Annotated in this window: 18 protein-coding genes and 1 other annotated feature; of the genes, 14 read left to right on the top strand and 4 right to left on the bottom strand. The window is 29.2% G+C overall.

Annotated features, from left to right (window positions below; translation table 11 throughout):
* Nucleotides 1–5 precede the first annotated feature (5 nt).
* From B2W91_RS15280 to B2W91_RS15225, 12 genes are all read left to right on the top strand, one after another.
* Complete coding sequence (locus tag B2W91_RS15280) at nt 6–1,817, top strand: ABC transporter ATP-binding protein (RefSeq protein WP_291582466.1); 1,812 nt, start codon at nt 6–8, stop codon at nt 1,815–1,817.
* Nucleotides 1,810–3,594, top strand: a complete 1,785-nt coding sequence (locus tag B2W91_RS15275) for an ABC transporter ATP-binding protein (protein ID WP_291582464.1) — start codon at nt 1,810–1,812, stop codon at nt 3,592–3,594. The genes B2W91_RS15280 and B2W91_RS15275 overlap by 8 nt, the downstream gene beginning before the upstream one ends.
* A gap of 404 nt (nt 3,595–3,998) precedes the next feature.
* Nucleotides 3,999–4,445, top strand: coding sequence for a hypothetical protein (locus tag B2W91_RS15270; protein WP_291582462.1), 447 nt, complete (start codon nt 3,999–4,001; stop codon nt 4,443–4,445).
* Nucleotides 4,446–4,636: 191 nt separating this feature from the next.
* Nucleotides 4,637–5,251, top strand: coding sequence for a GNAT family N-acetyltransferase (locus B2W91_RS15265; protein WP_291582461.1), 615 nt, complete (start codon nt 4,637–4,639; stop codon nt 5,249–5,251).
* Between the two features lie 346 nt (nt 5,252–5,597).
* Nucleotides 5,598–6,743: a TlpA family protein disulfide reductase gene (locus B2W91_RS15260; protein ID WP_291582458.1), complete on the top strand. Its 1,146-nt coding sequence runs from the start codon at nt 5,598–5,600 to the stop codon at nt 6,741–6,743.
* A 79-nt stretch (nt 6,744–6,822) separates the two neighbouring features.
* Nucleotides 6,823–6,981 carry a CD1871A family CXXC motif-containing protein gene (locus B2W91_RS15255; RefSeq protein ID WP_291582457.1) on the top strand — a complete coding sequence of 53 codons (159 nt, stop codon included), beginning with the start codon at nt 6,823–6,825 and terminating at the stop codon, nt 6,979–6,981.
* Entirely contained in the window at nt 6,974–7,873 is a 900-nt protein-coding gene (locus B2W91_RS15250; RefSeq protein ID WP_291582456.1) for a 4Fe-4S binding protein, read from the top strand. The genes B2W91_RS15255 and B2W91_RS15250 overlap by 8 nt, the downstream gene beginning before the upstream one ends.
* A gap of 408 nt (nt 7,874–8,281) precedes the next feature.
* Entirely contained in the window at nt 8,282–8,842 is a 561-nt protein-coding gene (locus B2W91_RS15245; RefSeq protein WP_291582455.1) for a flavin reductase family protein, read from the top strand.
* A gap of 66 nt (nt 8,843–8,908) precedes the next feature.
* Nucleotides 8,909–9,049 carry a hypothetical protein gene (locus B2W91_RS15240; RefSeq protein ID WP_291582511.1) on the top strand — a complete coding sequence of 47 codons (141 nt, stop codon included), beginning with the start codon at nt 8,909–8,911 and terminating at the stop codon, nt 9,047–9,049.
* Nucleotides 9,050–9,311: 262 nt separating this feature from the next.
* Nucleotides 9,312–9,598, top strand: a binding site (T-box leader).
* 49 nt (nt 9,599–9,647) lie between these two features.
* The gene (gene pheS / locus B2W91_RS15235; RefSeq protein ID WP_291582454.1) at nt 9,648–10,655 is read left to right on the top strand and encodes a phenylalanine--tRNA ligase subunit alpha; all 1,008 of its coding nucleotides are present in this window, start codon (nt 9,648–9,650) and stop codon (nt 10,653–10,655) included.
* Nucleotides 10,656–10,672: 17 nt separating this feature from the next.
* Nucleotides 10,673–12,697, top strand: a complete 2,025-nt coding sequence (gene pheT, locus B2W91_RS15230) for a phenylalanine--tRNA ligase subunit beta (RefSeq protein ID WP_291582452.1) — start codon at nt 10,673–10,675, stop codon at nt 12,695–12,697.
* An 870-nt stretch (nt 12,698–13,567) separates the two neighbouring features.
* Nucleotides 13,568–14,587 carry a tyrosine recombinase XerC gene (locus B2W91_RS15225; RefSeq protein WP_291582451.1) on the top strand — a complete coding sequence of 340 codons (1,020 nt, stop codon included), beginning with the start codon at nt 13,568–13,570 and terminating at the stop codon, nt 14,585–14,587.
* Nucleotides 14,588–14,920: 333 nt separating this feature from the next.
* On the opposite strand, the gene B2W91_RS15220 is transcribed toward B2W91_RS15225, so the two are convergent.
* The 4 genes from B2W91_RS15220 to B2W91_RS15205 all read right to left on the bottom strand — a co-directional run bounded on the left by B2W91_RS15220 (nt 14,921) and on the right by B2W91_RS15205 (nt 17,769).
* Nucleotides 14,921–15,379, bottom strand: a complete 459-nt coding sequence (locus B2W91_RS15220; protein ID WP_291582449.1) for an NUDIX hydrolase — start codon at nt 15,377–15,379, stop codon at nt 14,921–14,923.
* Nucleotides 15,380–15,480: 101 nt separating this feature from the next.
* A complete protein-coding gene (locus B2W91_RS15215) occupies nt 15,481–15,990 on the bottom strand; it encodes a GNAT family N-acetyltransferase (RefSeq protein ID WP_291582448.1) in 510 nt (169 codons plus the stop codon).
* Nucleotides 15,991–16,312: 322 nt separating this feature from the next.
* On the bottom strand, nt 16,313–17,116 hold the full coding sequence (locus tag B2W91_RS15210) for a M55 family metallopeptidase (RefSeq protein ID WP_291582447.1): 804 nt from the start codon (nt 17,114–17,116) through the stop codon (nt 16,313–16,315).
* 80 nt (nt 17,117–17,196) lie between these two features.
* A complete protein-coding gene (locus tag B2W91_RS15205; RefSeq protein ID WP_291582445.1) occupies nt 17,197–17,769 on the bottom strand; it encodes a non-canonical purine NTP pyrophosphatase in 573 nt (190 codons plus the stop codon).
* A gap of 239 nt (nt 17,770–18,008) precedes the next feature.
* Between B2W91_RS15205 and B2W91_RS15200 the strand changes: the two genes are divergently transcribed.
* Together B2W91_RS15200 and B2W91_RS15195 are read left to right on the top strand one after the other, a co-directional pair.
* Nucleotides 18,009–18,722: a GNAT family N-acetyltransferase gene (locus tag B2W91_RS15200; protein ID WP_291582443.1), complete on the top strand. Its 714-nt coding sequence runs from the start codon at nt 18,009–18,011 to the stop codon at nt 18,720–18,722.
* 78 nt (nt 18,723–18,800) lie between these two features.
* The gene (locus B2W91_RS15195) at nt 18,801–19,277 is read left to right on the top strand and encodes an HAD domain-containing protein (protein WP_291582442.1); all 477 of its coding nucleotides are present in this window, start codon (nt 18,801–18,803) and stop codon (nt 19,275–19,277) included.
* The last annotated feature ends 80 nt before the right edge of the window (nt 19,278–19,357 follow it).

Genomic DNA, 19,357 nt, shown 5'->3' with positions numbered 1-19,357 from the left:
ATTAAATGATTAAAAGAATATTGAATTTTTGTAAAATAAGTATTGCTTCAGCACCGGTATTTTTTATTATAAATCTTAGTGTGCTGCTTATAATGGCATTGGCTGGCCTTGGGGTTAGTTATTCTTTTAAATTAGCAACGGATACAATATTATATTATCAAGGTACTGGAGAGTATAGTATTAAAATAATGCTTCCTATATTATTTTTCTTTCTAATGATATGTATCGGTGGTAATACAGGAAACTGTGAGGATATGATGATAACTGCCTATACTAGAAAATCTAAAAAGCTTTTCTCAAAATTCTTTTTATACAAGAGCTATAAATCTAAGCAGGATGATTTTTATGATAATAATTTTTATGATAATTATGAGTTTGTAAGAAAAAATATGGATAATACTACTGAGATAGCAGTTACAGTTTTTAATAAACTTGCCTTATCTAGCTTTAGACTCATTTTATCAGCTCTAGCTATTTCATATTTTGACCCTATTATATTACTATGTATATTCTTTTTATCCTTAGTTTTAATGTTTATAAATAGATATATTGTAAAGAAGCGTATGGCATTGAATGAGGCTTACATTAATGCAGAACGTCAAGGGGATTATTATAGAAATTTACTTTCCTCAAGAAATCATGCAAAGGAACTTAGAATTTTTAAGCTACAAAATAAATTCCTTGAAAAGTGGGATAAATCTTATAAGGAATATAGTATTTCTAAATATAAGTTTGAGGTGAAAGCCACAATACTATCAAATATATCTACAATTATTCAGCAGCTTATGACCTATGGATTAACAGTTTATTTTTTATACCTTGTTTATATTGGAAAGTTAGCTGTAGGAGAGTTCGTATTTTTAAATTCAATAATGTGGTCACTTACCAATAATATTGGATATATAGTGAATATAGTATCAAAGGAGTTAGCTGAGAACTATCAGTATGTAGAAAGATATGAGAATTTTACAGGAAAGGCAAATTTGGAAGTGCTAAAAAGCATATCAGAATCTAACTTGCCAATAAAAAATTGTAATGAGGAATTCGAAAGTCTAACCTTTAAAAATGTATGTTACAAATATCCTCATGGAGAGAAAAATGCTATTAATCATTTAAATTTCACTTTTAAAAAAGGGGAAGTTATAAGCATTCTTGGATATAATGGTAGCGGCAAGAGTACTTTCTCAAAGCTTATGTGCGGGCTTTTAGAGGGTTACACAGGAACAATAGAGCTTAATGGTAAAGATATAAAAACTTATGATAAGGAAAGCTTATATAGATATTTTGGTATAGGATTTCAAGATTTCACCAGATATAGTACATCTTTAAAAGAAAATATAGCTGTAGGAATGATTGAAAATTTTAATGATGAAAATCAAATTGATAAAGCTGTAGAAAAAGGGAATTTAAAGGAGATAATAAATAAGTTACCTAATGGAATAGATACAATGTTAGGTAAAGAGTATGATAATTCTGGCGAGGACTTAAGCGGCGGTCAATGGCAGCGAATAATTTTATCTAGAGCTTATATGGGAGAACCTAGTGTTTTAATATTAGATGAGCCAACAGCAGCTATAGATCCAATTGAAGAGATGAGAATGCTAAATCAATTTAAAGATATAGTAGAGGATAAAACTGCAATTTTAATATCACATAGAATTGGATTTGCTAGGATGTCAAATCGTATTTGCATTATGGATGAAGGACGCATAATTGAAAGTGGAACTCATGAGGAACTTTTAAAACTTAGAGGTAAGTACTATGAATTATTTACTTCACAAGAAGAACTTTATAAGGAAGGTGATGTTAGTGCCTAAGCGTAAAAAGGAAAAAGGTTATACAATAAAGGCATTAAAAGAGGTAAATGCTCTAGCTTATAAAAGTTGCCCAGGGACATATGTACTTTTGATATTGACAGCAGTATTATCGGCTATTAACACCTTTATACTATTAAAGGCTACAGAGTACACAATAAATTCAGCCTATAGGATTTTTGATAAAACTGTAGATTTTAAATCTGTGGTTATTGGCATAACTCTATTTACCTTAGCAAAGATAATTTTTAAAATAATAGATATTATAAAGACATTACTTACAAATAAATTAAACTTGAGCCTTTCTTATATCTTTGAAAAGCAGCTAAACAGAAAACTTTCTAATATTGTAATAGACTATTATGAAAGCAATGGCACCTATGTTAAGATACATGAAGTGCGAGATAAAACTTTAGAAACTATGAAAAATTTTATTGAAAGTACTATGTTTTATATACAATCTATATTTCAAATTATTGTCTATGGATATTTCTTAATACAAATTAATGTACTAGTAGTTGTTGTATATTTGGTACTTGTAATAACTTTTAATAAGATTACTTGTAATATGTATAATAGTATAGGTAATATTTGGGATGAAATTCATCCCTATAGTCAAAAACAAAATTACTTTTTTAGCCTTAGTGGAGATAAAGTTACACACCAAGAATATAAATTTAATAGGCTTTTTTCTTTTGTAAGTAATCGCTGGAGTGAGTTATATGATAAAGAATATAAATATAGAATGAAAATATTTAAAAAATTTGAGATAACTCTTCAAATGGCAAGATTTATTTTTAATTTGCCATATATAGCTATGCTTATATATGTAGCTTTTGAAATAGCTGAAGGTAAGCATGAAATAGGATTTTTCTTATTGTGTAATCAACTTTTTAATAATGTGATAGATACTTTTGAAGGTATACAAAGCACAATTACAAACAATAAGGTAAACTGCAGATTTATTAAAAGTTATGATGAAATAATGGATTATGAAGAAGAAAATAAGAAACATACTGAGGAAAAAGCAGCTAATATTTCTTTTAAAGACATTATATATACCTATCCTCAAGGGAAAAGATATGCTTTGAAAAATCTTAAAATTGATATAAATTCAGGAGAAAAGATAGCAATAGTAGGACATAACGGAAGCGGGAAAACTACCTACACTAATCTTTTAATGGCACTTACTAATCCTATGGACGGAGAAATCTTAGTTGATGGGCATAGTGGGGTAAGAGCACAGTCAATACTAAGGTGCAGTGTTTCCTGTATATTACAAGATTTTGCTCAATATCAAATGACTATAAGAGAAAATATTGAAGTTGGATATGATGGACATAAGTTTTCAGATGAAGAGATATGGAATCTATTAGATAAAGTAGGTTTAAAAGAAAGAGTTGAAAAATTACCTAATGGAATTTATACTCAATTAGGGCAATTAAAAGAGGGGATTGAACTATCAAAAGGACAGTGGCAAAGACTTGCGATTGCAAGGTTATTAGCTAATGAAGAGGTTAATATATGGATATTAGACGAGCCGACGGCCTACTTAGATCCAATATCAGAAATTGAAATCTATGATATGATATATGACTTAGCAGGGGACAGAACAGTTTTATTTATTTCTCATAGGCTAGGTTTTGCAAAAAGAGCAGATAGGATAGTAGTATTTAACGAAGGGAAGATTTCAGAAGAAGGTATTCATAAGGAATTATTAAAAAAAGATGGTATATATTCTGAAATGTATAAAAATCAAGAATCTTGGTATACAGCATAGTATTTATACTTGATAATTTGGTATTATGTATTAATGTAAGGGATATTTTATATACGTATAAAATATCCCTTTTATTGCATTTCAATACAGAGAACTAGCTGTATTGAAGTTGATATCATTCTCCACTTATTATAGAAATTAATATTAAATCTAGTTTGCATAAACGAGCTAAACCAATGTGCTACTTCAACAGCATTAATAATATTACCAATAGTTTGTAGAGAAATCATTAATTTTATTGATATGAGGTATTTTACATAACTTACATAATTTATATGATACAATTAAATTACAGATATAAGTAAAAACATAGTAAATATGGATCAGAATACCTTTTATAGTTATAGTAAAAGATAAATAGTTTCTTATAAATTACAAGTATAGATAGGTGGGGGAAATGTACTATGAAATTCGATGAAAAAGAGATAGAAATATTCCTAAAAAAATGGCAGAATATTTTGAGGTTAAGAGATTGGGATATTAGATATGAAATTGTTAATAAGGAGTGGAGAAAAACCGGTGATATCAAAATTGACATGGACGATAGAAAAGCCATTCTTTTAATAAACAATTATAACCCTAAACAAACTAATTTAGAGGCCTTAATTATCCATGAATTGTTACATTTAAAACTATGGGGAATGGATCAGATGATTGAGGGATTACTTTATTCTGTATTTGGACAAGATGTCCAAGATCCTAAATTTAACTTTGCATATGCCCAATTTATGAACATATTAGAGCCTACGGTAGAAGATTTAGCAAAAAGTTTTTTAATGTTAGGTGGAGAAAATAAAGAAATTTCTTTTGGAAGGGTTCAGCAGCTTGTGAATGCTGAAATAAATAATTGAGTCTAATAAGGAGAAGTCTTATGGCTAAGATAATTCTGAATTTTGAAAAAATATTGCTTCATCACCAGCATTTTTCTTTTATACACTATAATATTATCAAACTATCAAATTTCTGATTATCTAGTTATTTAACGGTAGTAACGAGATAGTAATATATTAGCAAATATTTAATAACGATAGGAGTGACAAAAATGAGTGATTTAAATCTTCGTCTTATGACAGATTCAGAAGTAACGTACTGGTATACACAAGAGTTTGAAAAGCATTTTAACTCACAAGAAAGAAAGCCTTTAGCCGATATTATAAAACTTCGAAATTCTGGTCGCTATGATTTATTAGGTCTATTTAATGAGCAGTCTAATCAAATGCTTGGATATGCAGCTATTTGGAAATCTCCAAATGTAAATTTACTACTCTTAGATTATCTTGGCGTGTCTTCAAGCTTACGCAATAAAGGACTAGGAAGTCAAATTCTATTAGCCCTTAAAAAATACTACAAAAATGAATATATAATAGCAGAATCAGAACTACCTGTTTCTGAAGACTCTCCTTCTGAAAATAATTTACGTGAACGTAGAATAAACTTCTATAAAAGAAATGGATTTAAACCTGTATACGAAATGGCTACATGTGGCATGAGATGGCAGGCTTTAATTCTTAATGATGACTTTATATCAAGCCCATCAGAAATATCTAAGATAATGTGTAATCATAAAGCTATTTATGGCCCATCGCGAAAGGATGTAAAAATTCCAATATATCAAGATGAAGTTCCAGCTATGCCTTATTGGGTGTTAAAAAAGTAATATTAATAGAAAAAAGTATTGAGCAAATCCCAGCTCAATACTTTTTTTTATTTAATATATTTAAATTTCAACGATCTCTTTTTGCCTTCCTAAAATATAGCTTACATCACTATTAAAATAAATATATTCATCTAAATACATACAAACATTTTGTCCATCCCATTCTGATAATTTATCGCAAACATTTAATTCTAATGCATAACAAGTTCCATTTTCTATTGATATCCCCTTAAAATTACAAAAATGTAAGATGCAAATATAGATTTGTAAGGTAAATAAATTTTTAAAATTTTTAGTTGCTATTATAATTAATACTGTAATATAAAAAAATAAAGGGGAATCAATTATGAGAAGAAAAATTTTAACAGTTTTAATAACAGCAGTACTTTGTATATCACTGGTAGGGTGTAATAAGTCGACAGGAGGAGATTCAAAGCAAGCTAAAAATGAAGTTAAAGAAACAGATACTACAAAGGAAAGTGAAGAAAAAATTTTTGAAGGTTCAGGAGTTAAATTCAAGCTTCCTAATAAGTGGAAAGCAAAAGAAAAAAATATAGAGATGTTCGAAATCGGATTCGAAAATACAGAAATAATACAGTTAGACATTAGTTTTAGATCTGATGAGACTATGGATAAGTTCGAAAAGCTAGAGAAGGATTTAGAGAAAATTCCAGAAACAGACCAAGCAAAAATCAAGGAAATTAAAGAAAAACGTATGGATTTATATGACGAAATTAAAAAACTATGTACTGTAACAAGTATAGATAAGAGTAAAGTAGAAAATGAGGATCCAAAAGAATTATTCCCAGCATATGAAAATAAGGATTTGATAGGTAAAGAGGGTAATCTTGAATTTTACTTATTATATAATAAGCCTGATACTAATGGTTTATCAGAAAAATCTAAGAAAGACTATGAAGAGATATATGGAGAAATTAAAAATTTTAAAAGCTTAATTAAGATATTATCAGAAGAAGAAAAATTAAGAATACAAGAAGAAAATTTAAAATTACAAGAAGAATATTTAAGATTAGGAAAAGAAAAATTAAGCAAATATAAGAAATTTGAATTTAAAACTAAAACTATAGATGGTAAAGGAATAGATAGCAGTATCTTAAAAGATAGTAAGCTTACAATGGTAAATATATGGGGTACATTTTGTGGGCCATGCATGGACGAAATGCCTGATATTCAAAAGCTTTATGAGGAAGTTAAGGGAGAGAAAATTAATGTGATTGGTCTTATTGGAGATACTCCAGATGAAGACAATGAAGAATTAGCTAAGGAAATTTTATCAAAAATAGATGTGAAGTATACTAATATTATTCCAGATGAGAGTATTAAAAATAGTATATTAGAAGACGTTTCAACATTTCCTACTACATTTTTTGTTGATAGTGAAGGAAATATTATTGGAGATTTTTTAATGGGAACTAAAAGTAAAGAAGAGTTTAAGAGAGAAATTGAAGAGAGGTTAAAAGACATAAAATAATAAACTACTACCTCATCTTATAATAGGAGAGGTAGACGATACAATTAGAATTCATATATCAATAAAGGATGTGAAATCTATGAATATAAGCAAATTCAATAAAAGTGAAGTATTTATAAAATATAGTATCTTAATTATTAGCATTTTATTCATTTTCACTGGGATATATAGAAATGAAGTAAGAACTGTATTTAAAAAAGCAATAAACATATGTCTGGAGTGTATAGGAATTGGATAAAAGAAGAATAACACAAATTATTGCAGCTATAACCACAAATGCAAACATAAATGGATTTTTAAAAGGTAATATATTTAAAGGAAATACAAAAAAAATCTGTGTTCCAGGTCTAAACTGTTATTCTTGCCCTGGAGCTCTAGGATCTTGCCCTATAGGTTCTTTACAGGCTGTTATTGGAAGTATAAGGTATAATTTTTCATTATATGTAGTTGGACTTATGTCTTTATTTGGTGTTATATTTGGTAGATTTATATGTGGGTGGTTGTGTCCATTTGGTCTTATTCAGGATTTATTATATAAAATACCTTTTAAAAAGGTAAGTGTAAATCAAAAAGTAAATAATATACTTAAATATCTAAAATATATTATATTAGCATTATTTGTTATAATATTACCTATGTTTTTAGTAAATGAATTTGGAATAAGTCCTCCTTATTTTTGTGAATATATATGTCCGGCGGGAACACTAGAAGGTGGAATACCGTTAGTTTTATTAAATAAATCTTTAAGAGGAGCCATAGGATACTTATTTGCCTGGAAGATGCTTTTACTAATTATCGTTATTATAGCATCAATAGTTATATATAGACCATTTTGTAGATATATATGTCCATTAGGAGCCTTTTACTCATTATTTAATAAAGTGAGTTTTTATAAATATGAAGTAGATAAAAATACATGTACAAGCTGTAATATCTGCAAACACAAGTGTAAAATGAATATAGAAGTTTACAAAAATCCTAATAGCTCTGAATGTATTAGATGTGGGGAATGTATAAAAATATGTCCTACAAAATCTATAAAAAAGAATTTAAATTTTAAAAATCTAAATGTGAATAAGTTGAGATCCAATGAGATTAATGCAGTTAAGAAATCTATGGTAAAAAAATAGTCATTAAAGTAAGGGATATTTTATATACGTATAAAGTATCCCTTTTATTGTCTCTCAATACGGAGAACTAGAGCTTAAAGACTTATAATCTTAAGATTACAAAAATGTAAGATGCTAAAGTAAGAAATAGGCATTAAAAAATATGTATGAAAGGGTCAAGGTCTTGATTTCTTGTGCGCATATTGCATGCATACGCACAAAAAATCAAGGCCTTTTTAATAATATGCAGAAAAAAGTTTATGGATATGCTATAATAGGAAAGCTAATTTTTATTAAGCAAGTTGCACTTATTGTTTATGGGCAACGTAACGAATTTATATAATACATAGTCATACCTTTTTATTGATATTGTTGTATATAAAAACATCGAGTCTGGGTTTTGAGCTATGCAAAAAGGAGAGATTGAAAATGAAAAAAATTAAACTTGAAAATCGAGCAGTTGGGCCATTTCCAGCTATGATTGTTGGTTCAATGATGAATGAAAAGCCGACATATACTACTGTTGGCGCGGGAGGGTGCGCTTGTCTTGAACCTGTGCTGTGCGTGTCATTGAAAAATACTCATTATATTACAGAAGGGATTATGCAGACTGGCTATTTCAGCGTCAATATTCCTTCAACGGTATTGGTAAAAGAAATGGATTTCTGTGGCATAACTTCCGGTAAGAACGTTGATAAATCGAGTTTATTTACACCATTTTTTGATAGGGTAGGCCAGGCGCCGATGATAGAAGAGTGTCCGCTGAATTTTCTCTGCAAGGTTTGCGATAGTAAGGAAATACGGGGTTTTACTATGTTCTTTGGCGAGATTGTTGCTGCGTTTGTTAACGAAGATTGTATGACACAAGGCCAGCCTGACCCAATCAAAATTGACCCCATCATTATGATGGCTTTAAATTATTGCAACTTAGAAAGTGTTGTTGGTAAACCTTTCTCTGAGGGGAAAAAGTTGAATATTTTTGGTAATTAGTTGTGGATCTCCGTAAATACAGACGGTAAAGTTATGTCTATTACATATGTGGGGAAATAGGGGATATTGTTAACAAAAGGTATGGAATTAGGGTCAAGAGAACATATAAATCAATGCATAGCATTTACAGGAGAAGTAGCGGAAAAAGTAGCAAGTTTGTATATGAAAAAGCTAGATATTGATCAGTTACAGCTAATCATATCATAAGTATCGGAGTTTTTTTATATTGTGGTTTAATGTGTTTCGCCTTCACCATGAAATCGACTAACCACCTGTAGGTGCCTTAAACAGCTCCTTGCAGGCAGTTATGTTTTTTGTTGGGGGAAGGTAGGTCCAGTAATAAAATTAATCATTATAAACATTATGAGTTCAGCATATACAATTTAGTAATTGGTGCAAATTAATCGGAACTTTAAAAATATATTGACTTTAAAGGATTATCATGTTAGCATAATTAAAAATAAATATTGACATGACTATGATAGAGGAAAGTAAATTTATCTAAAGCTTACAGAGAGTGGGGGCGGCTGAGAACCCTGCAGTGGCAGTTACTTTGAAGTTCCCTCTGGAGTTTTAAGCTGAAATTTTATTAGGTAAAACGGAGCTTTCACCGTTATAAGAAAGAGGATATCGGATTTCATTCCTGTATCTGTTTGAGATGTCAATTGTATTGGGTGTTCTATAAATAGTGTTAGAATATCAAATATGATTGATAAATAAGGTGGTATCGCGTGAGTTTAACCTCTCGTCCTTTTTAGGATGAGGGGTTTTTTTATTTTTAAAAAGTTAAAAGGAGAGGATTAAAATGTCAGAGTCAATTAACCATTTAAAAGAAGTGGTAGTGAGAGCTTTTGAAGAAATTAAAACTATAGAAGAGCTGGAATCACTGAGAATAAGATTTTTAGGTAAGAATGGAGAATTAACAAATATATTAAAGTCACTAAGCAGCCTTAGTACTGAAGAAAGAAAGGCTATAGGTGTTGAAGGAAATAAGCTTAAAAACTACATTACAGAAAGAATATCAGAACTAAAAACTGACCTTGAAAACAGAAGCATGGAAAATAAATTTGATATAACCCTCCCTGGGATGGAATTTGAGGAGGGAACTTATCATCCAATAACAATTGTTCAAAGGGATATTGAAGAAATTTTTAAGGGAATGGGCTTCTTCATAGCTGATACCAATGAGGTTGAAACAGACTACTACAACTTTGAAGCTTTAAATGTTCCTAAATATCATCCAGCTAGAGATATGCAGGATACCTATTGGCTAGAAAATGGTATGGTATTAAGGACTCAGACTTCAGCAGGACAGCAGCATATAATGGAGCAGTATTCACCTCCAATAAAGGCTATTATTCCTGGAAGATGCTTCAGAAATGAGGATATTGATGCGTCCCATGAAAATACATTCTTCCAGCTTGAAGGTATTGTAATAGATGAGGGAATATCTGTGGCAAACCTTATTTATACTATGGAAACAATGTTAAGTAAAATATTTGAAAAGCAAATTACGGTGAGACTTAGACCAGGATATTTCCCGTTTGTAGAGCCTGGCTTTGAACTTGATATAAAGTGTGAGATTTGCGGTGGAGAAGGATGTCCTACCTGCAAACACTCTGGATGGGTAGAATTACTGCCATGTGGAATGGTTCATCCAAATGTATTAAAGTATGGCGGTATTGACAGCGAAAAATACACAGGCTTTGCATTTGGTCTTGGACTTACAAGACTTGCGATGATGAAATACGGAATACCAGATATCAGAGGTTTTAACTCTGGTAATTTGAAATTTATGAAGCAATTTAAATAAGTAATGGAGGAAGAAAAATGAAGATATCATTAGATTGGATAAATGATTATGTGGATATAAAAAATATAGATGTTGATTGGCTTGTAGGTAAATTCACAATTACTACTGCAGAGATAGAAGAAGTAAATTATATAGATAATGACGTGATAATTGAAATAGATAATAAATCTTTAACCAATAGACCAGATTTATGGTGCCATTATGGAATAGCAAGAGAAATTTCAGCAATCACAGGTAGAAAATTAAAAAGTATAGATTATATAAAGGAAGAGCAGCTAAGAGACATTAGTAAAAAGACTTTAGAGGTTGATATTGAAGATAAAGAAAAGGTTTTGAGATATTCTGCAATTAAAATTGGTAATGTGAAGGCAAATAAATCGCCAGAGTTTATTGCTGATAGATTAAGTAACTGCGGCATTAGACCAATTAATATTATAGTAGATATTGCAAATTATGTTATGCTTGATATAGGTCAACCTCTTCATACTTTTAATAGTAGAGATATCCATTCTATTAGAGTAACTAGTTTAAAGCAGCCAATACAGTTCGTTACATTAGATAATTCACAAAGAGATATTCCTGAAGGTACATTAATGGTATGCAGTGAGGATAAGCCTTTAGCCATAGCAGGCATAATAGGAGGATATGAGTCAGAGGTGTGTGAAAATACAGAAGAAATAATTCTTGAATCTGCTACTTTTGATGGGATAGCTATAAGAAAAACTGCCTCATACTTAGGTATTAGAACAGATGCAAGCGTGAGATATGAAAAGTTCTTAGATACCACAATTATTACTGTTGCCGTTGGGAGATTTTTGAAACTGCTTCAGAAGTATCAGTCAGAAATAGAAGTAGAAACATCACTGTACGATAATATTATTAATGAAGTAACGTCTACAGATATTAGCATTGACCATAAATATATAGAAACTTATTTAGGAAACAACATTGATAAGACTACTGTGATAAATATACTAAAGAGTTTAGAGTTTGAGGTAGAAGAGAAAGAGGATGTATATTATATAAAAGTGCCCACCTTCAGGGCAACAAAGGATATCACCTGCAAAGCAGACATAATAGAAGAAATTCTTAGAGTTTATGGCTATGATAATATAAAAGGCAGTCCTAATAAAGCAGAAGTAGCTGCTGGTATAAAAAATCCTATAAAGGATATGGAGTATTTATTGAAGGATATATTAGTGAAAAAATTTGACTTCAACGAGGTTCATTCCTACTCATGGTACGATAACAATTGGCTTAAGAGACTTGGCTATGAATATAAAAACACCTTGAAGATAGTGAATTCTGGAGTAAAGCAGTATGAAAGTCTTAGAAGTGATATGATGCCTAATTTACTCAAAATAATTTATGACAATAGAAAAAGCTTTGAGGAAATTAAAATCTTTGAAATAGGAAGAGTATTCAAAATGAATGAAGGTAAATTAGCTCAACCTAAGCATTTAACTGCTGCAATTTACAGCAGCAAAGATGAGGAGCAATTATATCGCTATACCAAGGGAATTAGCAGATATTTATTAAAAACCGCGAAAAATATTGATGGAAAGTATATTCAAATAAAAAATGACTATAAGGAGCATTGCCTTAGCATAAGCTATAAAGATGTAAAATTAGGCTATGTGTATTCTATACCTTCCTCTACATTGAAATTATTCAGTAGCAAGCATACTATAAAGGTAATAGACATTAATTTGGAGCTTCTTAATACTGTAGAAAAAAATCAAATTAAATATGAAGCAATTTCAAAGTACCCTGAAACTTATCTTGATTTCAGTATATTAACTCCATTGAATACGCTTTATGATGATATAGAATCCCTGGTAAATAAATTCATCCATCCATTAATAATACAAATTAATTATATAGACACTTATTCAGGAAAGAATGTTCCAGATAACATGAAAAGTACTACTATTAGAATGATTATTGGTGATAGTAATAGAACTTTACAAATTGATGAGATTACTAAGGTAAAAGAACTTTTTATTAATTATCTTAATGAAAATGGGTTACAACTTAGATAGTGGAATGGTTACATTACGTTAGAAAATAATTAGAGATAAGCTCACATATAAGGCGAACCATACCATAAATAACGTTGACTTTTTGATGTGACATTAATGATAGACTTCTACTATGAAGAAACCATGAAAGCATACTGTGAAAAGGCAATTTTTGCAATAAAAGTTGCTCGAGAGAATAAAGGTTTAAATCAATTTTTCAATAAGGAGTGTACATGAGTATTTTTCAATCATTATGCTCACTCCTTATTTTCTATAAAGTTGTACTAATACATAGTAATTGAAAATCAAAAATGTAGTTAGTTTTAATTTAATACGTGTTATAACACTTAAATATTTCAGATAAAAGGGGAGAGTAGTATAAATAAATGGAGAAATCGAAAATTTGATTTAATAGTTGAAGTTTTAACGTTATTTTATTAAACTTACTTTAATAAAAAATATATAGTAATAAGAAAATTGACATATAAGTGTGTGCATAAACGTACTTTAAAAGGAATACACATACTTTTATGTGAAACTACAAATGACAATAAAAAATTTTTTCAATATAAAATAGTATTTGAAAAGTATAGGTCAAATAAAAGTTTCAAGTGACATAAAAGTTAGTGCATAATTATATTTTAAAAATAAATGCAACAACTTTTATGTCACAACAGAATCTAATATTATGCAATAACTTTTATGTCATTAATTAGATTCAAAATTATAATTAACTTACAAATAGAGTACATTTAAATGAAATGCAATAACTTTTATGTCATTGTACAATAACTATTTAAATTAAAATAAAGGATTTTACCCCTCTTTTATAGAATATTTATGTCGTGAAATGTAAGTTTCACGACATTATCATATATTTTGGAGGAAAACATGAATAATAATAATTATTATAAACTTAAATATGAATCATCTAATTTTAATAACTTTCCCCCTTTTGTTAAGGATTATTTAAATTATCTTTTAACTGTTAAAGGTGTATCTAAAAGTACTATAACTGCATATACTTCCGATTTGACTCTTTTTTTCAAGTTTTTAAAAATACATAAGAATCTCTTACCTATTAATTTTGATGGTGATTTTGATAATATACCAGTTAATGACATTGACCTTTCTCTTTTAAAAGATCTTACACTAACGGATTTTTATAGCTATCTCTCCTTTTTAGAGAAAGAAAGAAATAATAAATCAAGTGCTAAAGCTAGAAAAGTTGCTTCACTAAAGTCATTTTTCAATTATTTAACTACAAAAGCAAAGTTATTACCTATTAATATAACAGTGGATTTAGAGTCTCCTAAGCTTGGTAAAAGAAGCCCTGTATATTTGACCCTAGATGAAAGTAAAGATCTATTGCAAGCTGCACAAAATAGAGAAAAAAATTCTGAAAGAGATTATTGTATTATAACCCTATTTTTAAATTGTGGTTTAAGACTTTCTGAGCTTTGTAGTATAGATATATCTAAAATTAAAGGAGATACTTTAACTATAATTGGTAAAGGAAATAAAGAAAGAACTATATATTTAAATAAAGCTTCATTAAAGGCAATAAATCGTTATATGCCATATAGGAATGAAATTAATTTTAGAGTTGATAAAGAAGATAAAGATGCCCTATTTATTAGTGGTAAATACAGAAGAATAAATAAAAGAACTGTTGAACGCATAGTTAAAAAATATGTAGGATTAGCAGGGCTTGATAAGGATAAGTATACTCCTCATAAGCTTCGTCATACTTCTGCTACATTAATGCATAAGCATGGCAAGGTAGACGTTAGAACGCTTCAGCAAATATTAGGCCATGAAAATATTGCAACCACTCAAATTTATACTCATGTTGATGATGAGAGGCTTAGAACCGCTATAAATAAAAATCCCCTTTCTGATGAAGATTAGAATACTATAAAATTAGGGCTGAAAAGTATCAGTAGATGCCTTTTGGTCCTAAACTATATTATATGTAGTATATTTTGAAATGGCTGATTCCCCTATCTTATAATTTTTAAAACAGGAACATATGTTCAACTCCCCTGTTTTTAGCTATTTTTTTAATATTATAACTAAATATTTAGCTATAATATTAAAAAAATGATCAATTGAGCAACTTTGAACATAAGTTCGTAGTGTGTTAGGTTAATACTAACTTTTTTTAAGGATCCTTCAGCAGCAACTCTTACTTCTTTAGTCATTTGCAATTGAAATGTTTTATAATCACTATGATGGAATAATCTATCTTTCACTTAATATTTCTAAAGCTTCATTAGCCATTGTTAAAATATTTTCTTGAATATTATTAGCATCTTTCAAGTCTTCTTTAGTATACCATTTGAGTAAATTAGATTCTCCATCCGCTGGTCTTGTTTCATAAGATTTTGCTGTTGCATAATAAACAAAGTCTATATGGCAATGTTCTGAAGTTATTTCACCAAAAATTGTGTACATAGGATTTATTAATAATTTTTCTCCTACCAAAGTGCATGATTTCTTTAGTTCTTTGTTTGCTGGGTTATATAGATTTATTTCCAAACCTGATTCTTCCTGTGCTTCGCGAATACATGTTTCTTCAGGTAATTCATTAACTTCTATATGGCCACCCAAGGGAAGTATTTTTTTAGCCTTTTTATGTGAGTGTAATAACACTTTATCTTTATGAATAATAAATACCGAAACTGTAAAATGTCTATCCATATTTATATTTCCCACTAAAATTGAATACCAAATATTTCGCCATAAAATACAATTCTTTATTCATTATATAGTAATATAGTATTTTAAAAAGAAACCTTCCTTTATTTTGTAGGTATTGCAATTACATATTTCTCGCCATCAAAAGAATCAACTATCTGTCCCCCATTTTTAAGCATTACTTTAATAGTTGGAATATTACTTTTGTATGGAAATAACTTTATATCATCATAACCAAAGGAGATACATTTCTTTAATAATTCTTTAAATATGATATTTCCATAACCCTTTCCACGGTATAGTTTACTAACTGCATACCCTAAATTACCAACACCTATACTTTCTAAATACTTACTTGACTTATGTCTAATTCTTCCTATACCAACAGGCTTATCATCAATATATAAAAAGTAGGTTGTTTCTGGAATCCATCCATCAGGCAAATTATTTCCTTTTGAATAATCATCTTCTTTTTGAAGCCACAAAAGATATTCTTCATATGATTTTTCATAAACTGGGTTATAAAAACCATTTTCATCGTTTTTTATGTTTTGTAACATTTCGTATTCTTCATTAGAACAATTCAAAGATAATTGTTTAATTTCTATTTTCATCACTATACTCCTTATTAGAAATGTTGATAGTACCTTATATAATTTTTAAAATAGGAACATATGTTCAATTCCCCTGTTTTTAGCTATTTTTTTAATATTATAACTAAGTATTTAGTTGTAATCTCCGTAAAGTGATCAATTGAGCAACTTTGAACATATGTTCGTAGCATGTTAGAATAATACTAACTTCTTTGATGATATAGAGACGAAACATCCATACCTTATATAATGTAAGCCATAAATTTGTTGTTGATAACCATAATTAAAATGCTACCTTTAAAATATTACAAATATATATTAAGGTAGCATAAGTACATCTTTATTAAATTAAAAATAGCTTCATTCTTAATGCTTCAAAATAATCACTACAAGTGAATTCTATAGTATTATTACCTTTTAATTTTACATTAGGATAAAAGCTTGCTTTATAAGCATCGGTATGACGATTATAGCAAATTTCCACTTTAAATTCTTCTGGCATTTTTCCTAAGAAAGATTCCTTATTATAATCTTTAATGATACCCTCAACGGTTTCTTTAATTTTCTCTTCAACTAATACGGGGTGTAAATGTCTTGCTCCAGCACCTATCCCCTCTTTTACTGCTAAACCTTTTATATTTGGATTAGTATTATTAACATCTTTAATTAAGTCCTTATCTCCAGATACAAATATTACTGGAACTCCTAAATAAAGAGCTGTATAATAATTTAATTTAAATTCACTTGCTAGCTCATCATTTAATTTTATATATCTGATTTTACTGCTACTTATTGTGTGAGCTAATGGGTTGCCATTAAAGCCAGCACCACAATGATATCCAATAAATAGAACTCCATCAAAGCTTTCATCTAAGCCTTCCATCATGCCATAAGGATGACCATACCAACCATTTATTAATTCAGTTTCTTTAGGTAAAAGTTCATGGATTATATTTCTAGCTGTAGCATGTGCGTCTTTAATTAGTATTTCTTTAGCTCCAGATTTAAGTGCTCCTTCAGCGGCAGCTCTTACTTCTTTAGTCATTTGCAATTGAAATGTTCTATAATCACTATGACTTTTGTTTGCTTCTACCCAATCTACTATGCCAGAAACTCCTTCTATATCTGCACTTATAAATAATTTCAAAATAACCCCTCCTTTTTTTAAGTATCTTATTCTATTATGGAGAGATATAGTCCTTTATTTATAATTATGTATTTTTGTATTTAGTTATCTTTAAATTCATACCAGTCTCCAAATTTCTTTATACAACTGTCCTCTTTTGAATTGTCATATGTTATAAAATCCTCTTCAGTAAAATCTGCCAGCGTTTTATTGAAATTTTCCGGCTTAAATATGTACCATAAATCAGACCATTTATTTTTATTTTCTTTACCCTGTATATTTTTTGAAATTATTCCTGGAGATTTGCTTTCAAAAAATTTAAAATCTACCCCATCATAATATGCCAAGCAGGATTTAAATTCACAATATCTATCTTCTACTCCATCCATAAGTTTTAATAACCCTTTTATCCCTATGGTTTCTAGCATATGATTAACATATGCCTTAGGAAAGCCATTTAACTCACTTACAAAGAAGCCTGAATCTAATGATATACATGGCTTTTTTACAATTCTATATGCCTGTAAAACCTTTTGTTTTGCTATTTCTTTTATATCCTCACTTCTTGGTTCAATTAACTCAGCGTTATAAGCTAAAACTACTATGTTTTTTAACTCCCTTTGTGCAGAAGCAATTTTCCCCCTATTAGTTGTTACAAAAATGATTTCTTTCATTTTGCCTCACCTCACCTCTTTAGTTGTACCTATCCTATAAAAATAAATTTAAAATTAGTTACAATTATAGCATAGGAATATAGATAAAATAAATTTATTATAATCAATTAGATGAATCAACCTATAAAAATTATTTCAAAGTATGGTAAATAATGATAAGATTATGTATAGCTACAATTTAATGGTAGTCTACTATAGACTAAAGAATATTTATATTAGCATATAAAAGGGGACTAAACATGGAAAAGTTAAATAAAATCACTTTCGTACAAGAAAAACTGGCGCTTGATTGGAAATGTAACTGCAATGTTTTTAAAGAAGATGAGAATATTTTTATTAAATCAGAAAACCAGTTCTTTGATATGGCTACATTCGGGAAAAATGCAGTTATTAAAGTAGATCCCTCCATCTATAATTGGTGTGTAGAGCTTTTTTCGACTACACCTGCACATGATATAATGGATGGTGATAATTTATTTACTATTGAAATGAAACTAAGAGAATTTGGGAAAAAGCTTGCAGGTGAACATACTCGATACCTATATCTAAATAAAAATAAAACTATTTATAGACCAAGTAGTTTTCAGTATAAATTCTTTGATAAAACTAATATCAATACTTTATATAGTGAAAAAGGTTTTGATTTTGATAATGCATTAAACTATCAAAATGATGTTATTGCATTTGGGGCTTATAAAGAAGATCAGCTTGTTGCTTTAGCTGGAGCTGATGATGGTATGGAAGGCTTATGGCAAATTGGAATAGATACATTGCCAGAATATCGAAATAGAGGACTTGCCTGTTATCTTGTAAAAACTCTAGCTGATGAAATTGAAAGACAAGGTGTATTGCCGTACTATACCACATGGAGCCCTAATATTGCATCAACAACGGTTGCTCTTAAATCAGGTTTTTCACCTGTCTGGGTTCAATATTATTCAGTAGATATATAGCTTAGATTATCCATATCAAATAAATAGAATATATAGCTTGTGATTTATAATTAATTAGAAAATGGGGATGAGTAATTTATGAAGGTTATATTTTTAGATATAGATGGAGTACTTAATTCAGAAGAATTTTTAGAGAATAATCAAGATGAAGCAATTGACAGAAATAGTGTAACTGTTTTAAAAAACATAATTGATAAAACAGGGGCAGTTATTGTTATGTCTTCTGGCTGGAGATTATGGTTTGATGAAGATATGATGCCTAAGGATGGATATTCACAATACCTATATGATATTCTCAGCGAGTTTGATATAAAATTATTTGACAAAACACCTGATTTTAGTACTGAAGAAATTCGCACTAGAAAAACTTTTAGCCATGTAAAAGCTAAAGAGATTATTGCTTGGTTAAGTGAACATAAAACTGTTGACAAATATATTGTGTTAGATGATTTAGATTTGAAGAATGAAGAAATTAATTCACATTTAGTTAGAACAAACGCTATGGTTGGCATTACTGAAGAGGATGAAAAGCGAGTAATTGATATGATTAACTAATAAAAATATTTTTATTATGCAAGATATATTGGATAACTTATACTATTAAAAAACAAGAATATTACAACTCTTGTTTTTTT

Source organism: Clostridium sp. UBA6640 (assembly GCF_002455975.1).
GTDB lineage: Bacteria > Bacillota > Clostridia > Clostridiales > Clostridiaceae > Clostridium_J.
This window is presented reverse-complemented; position numbering and strand designations above follow the sequence as displayed.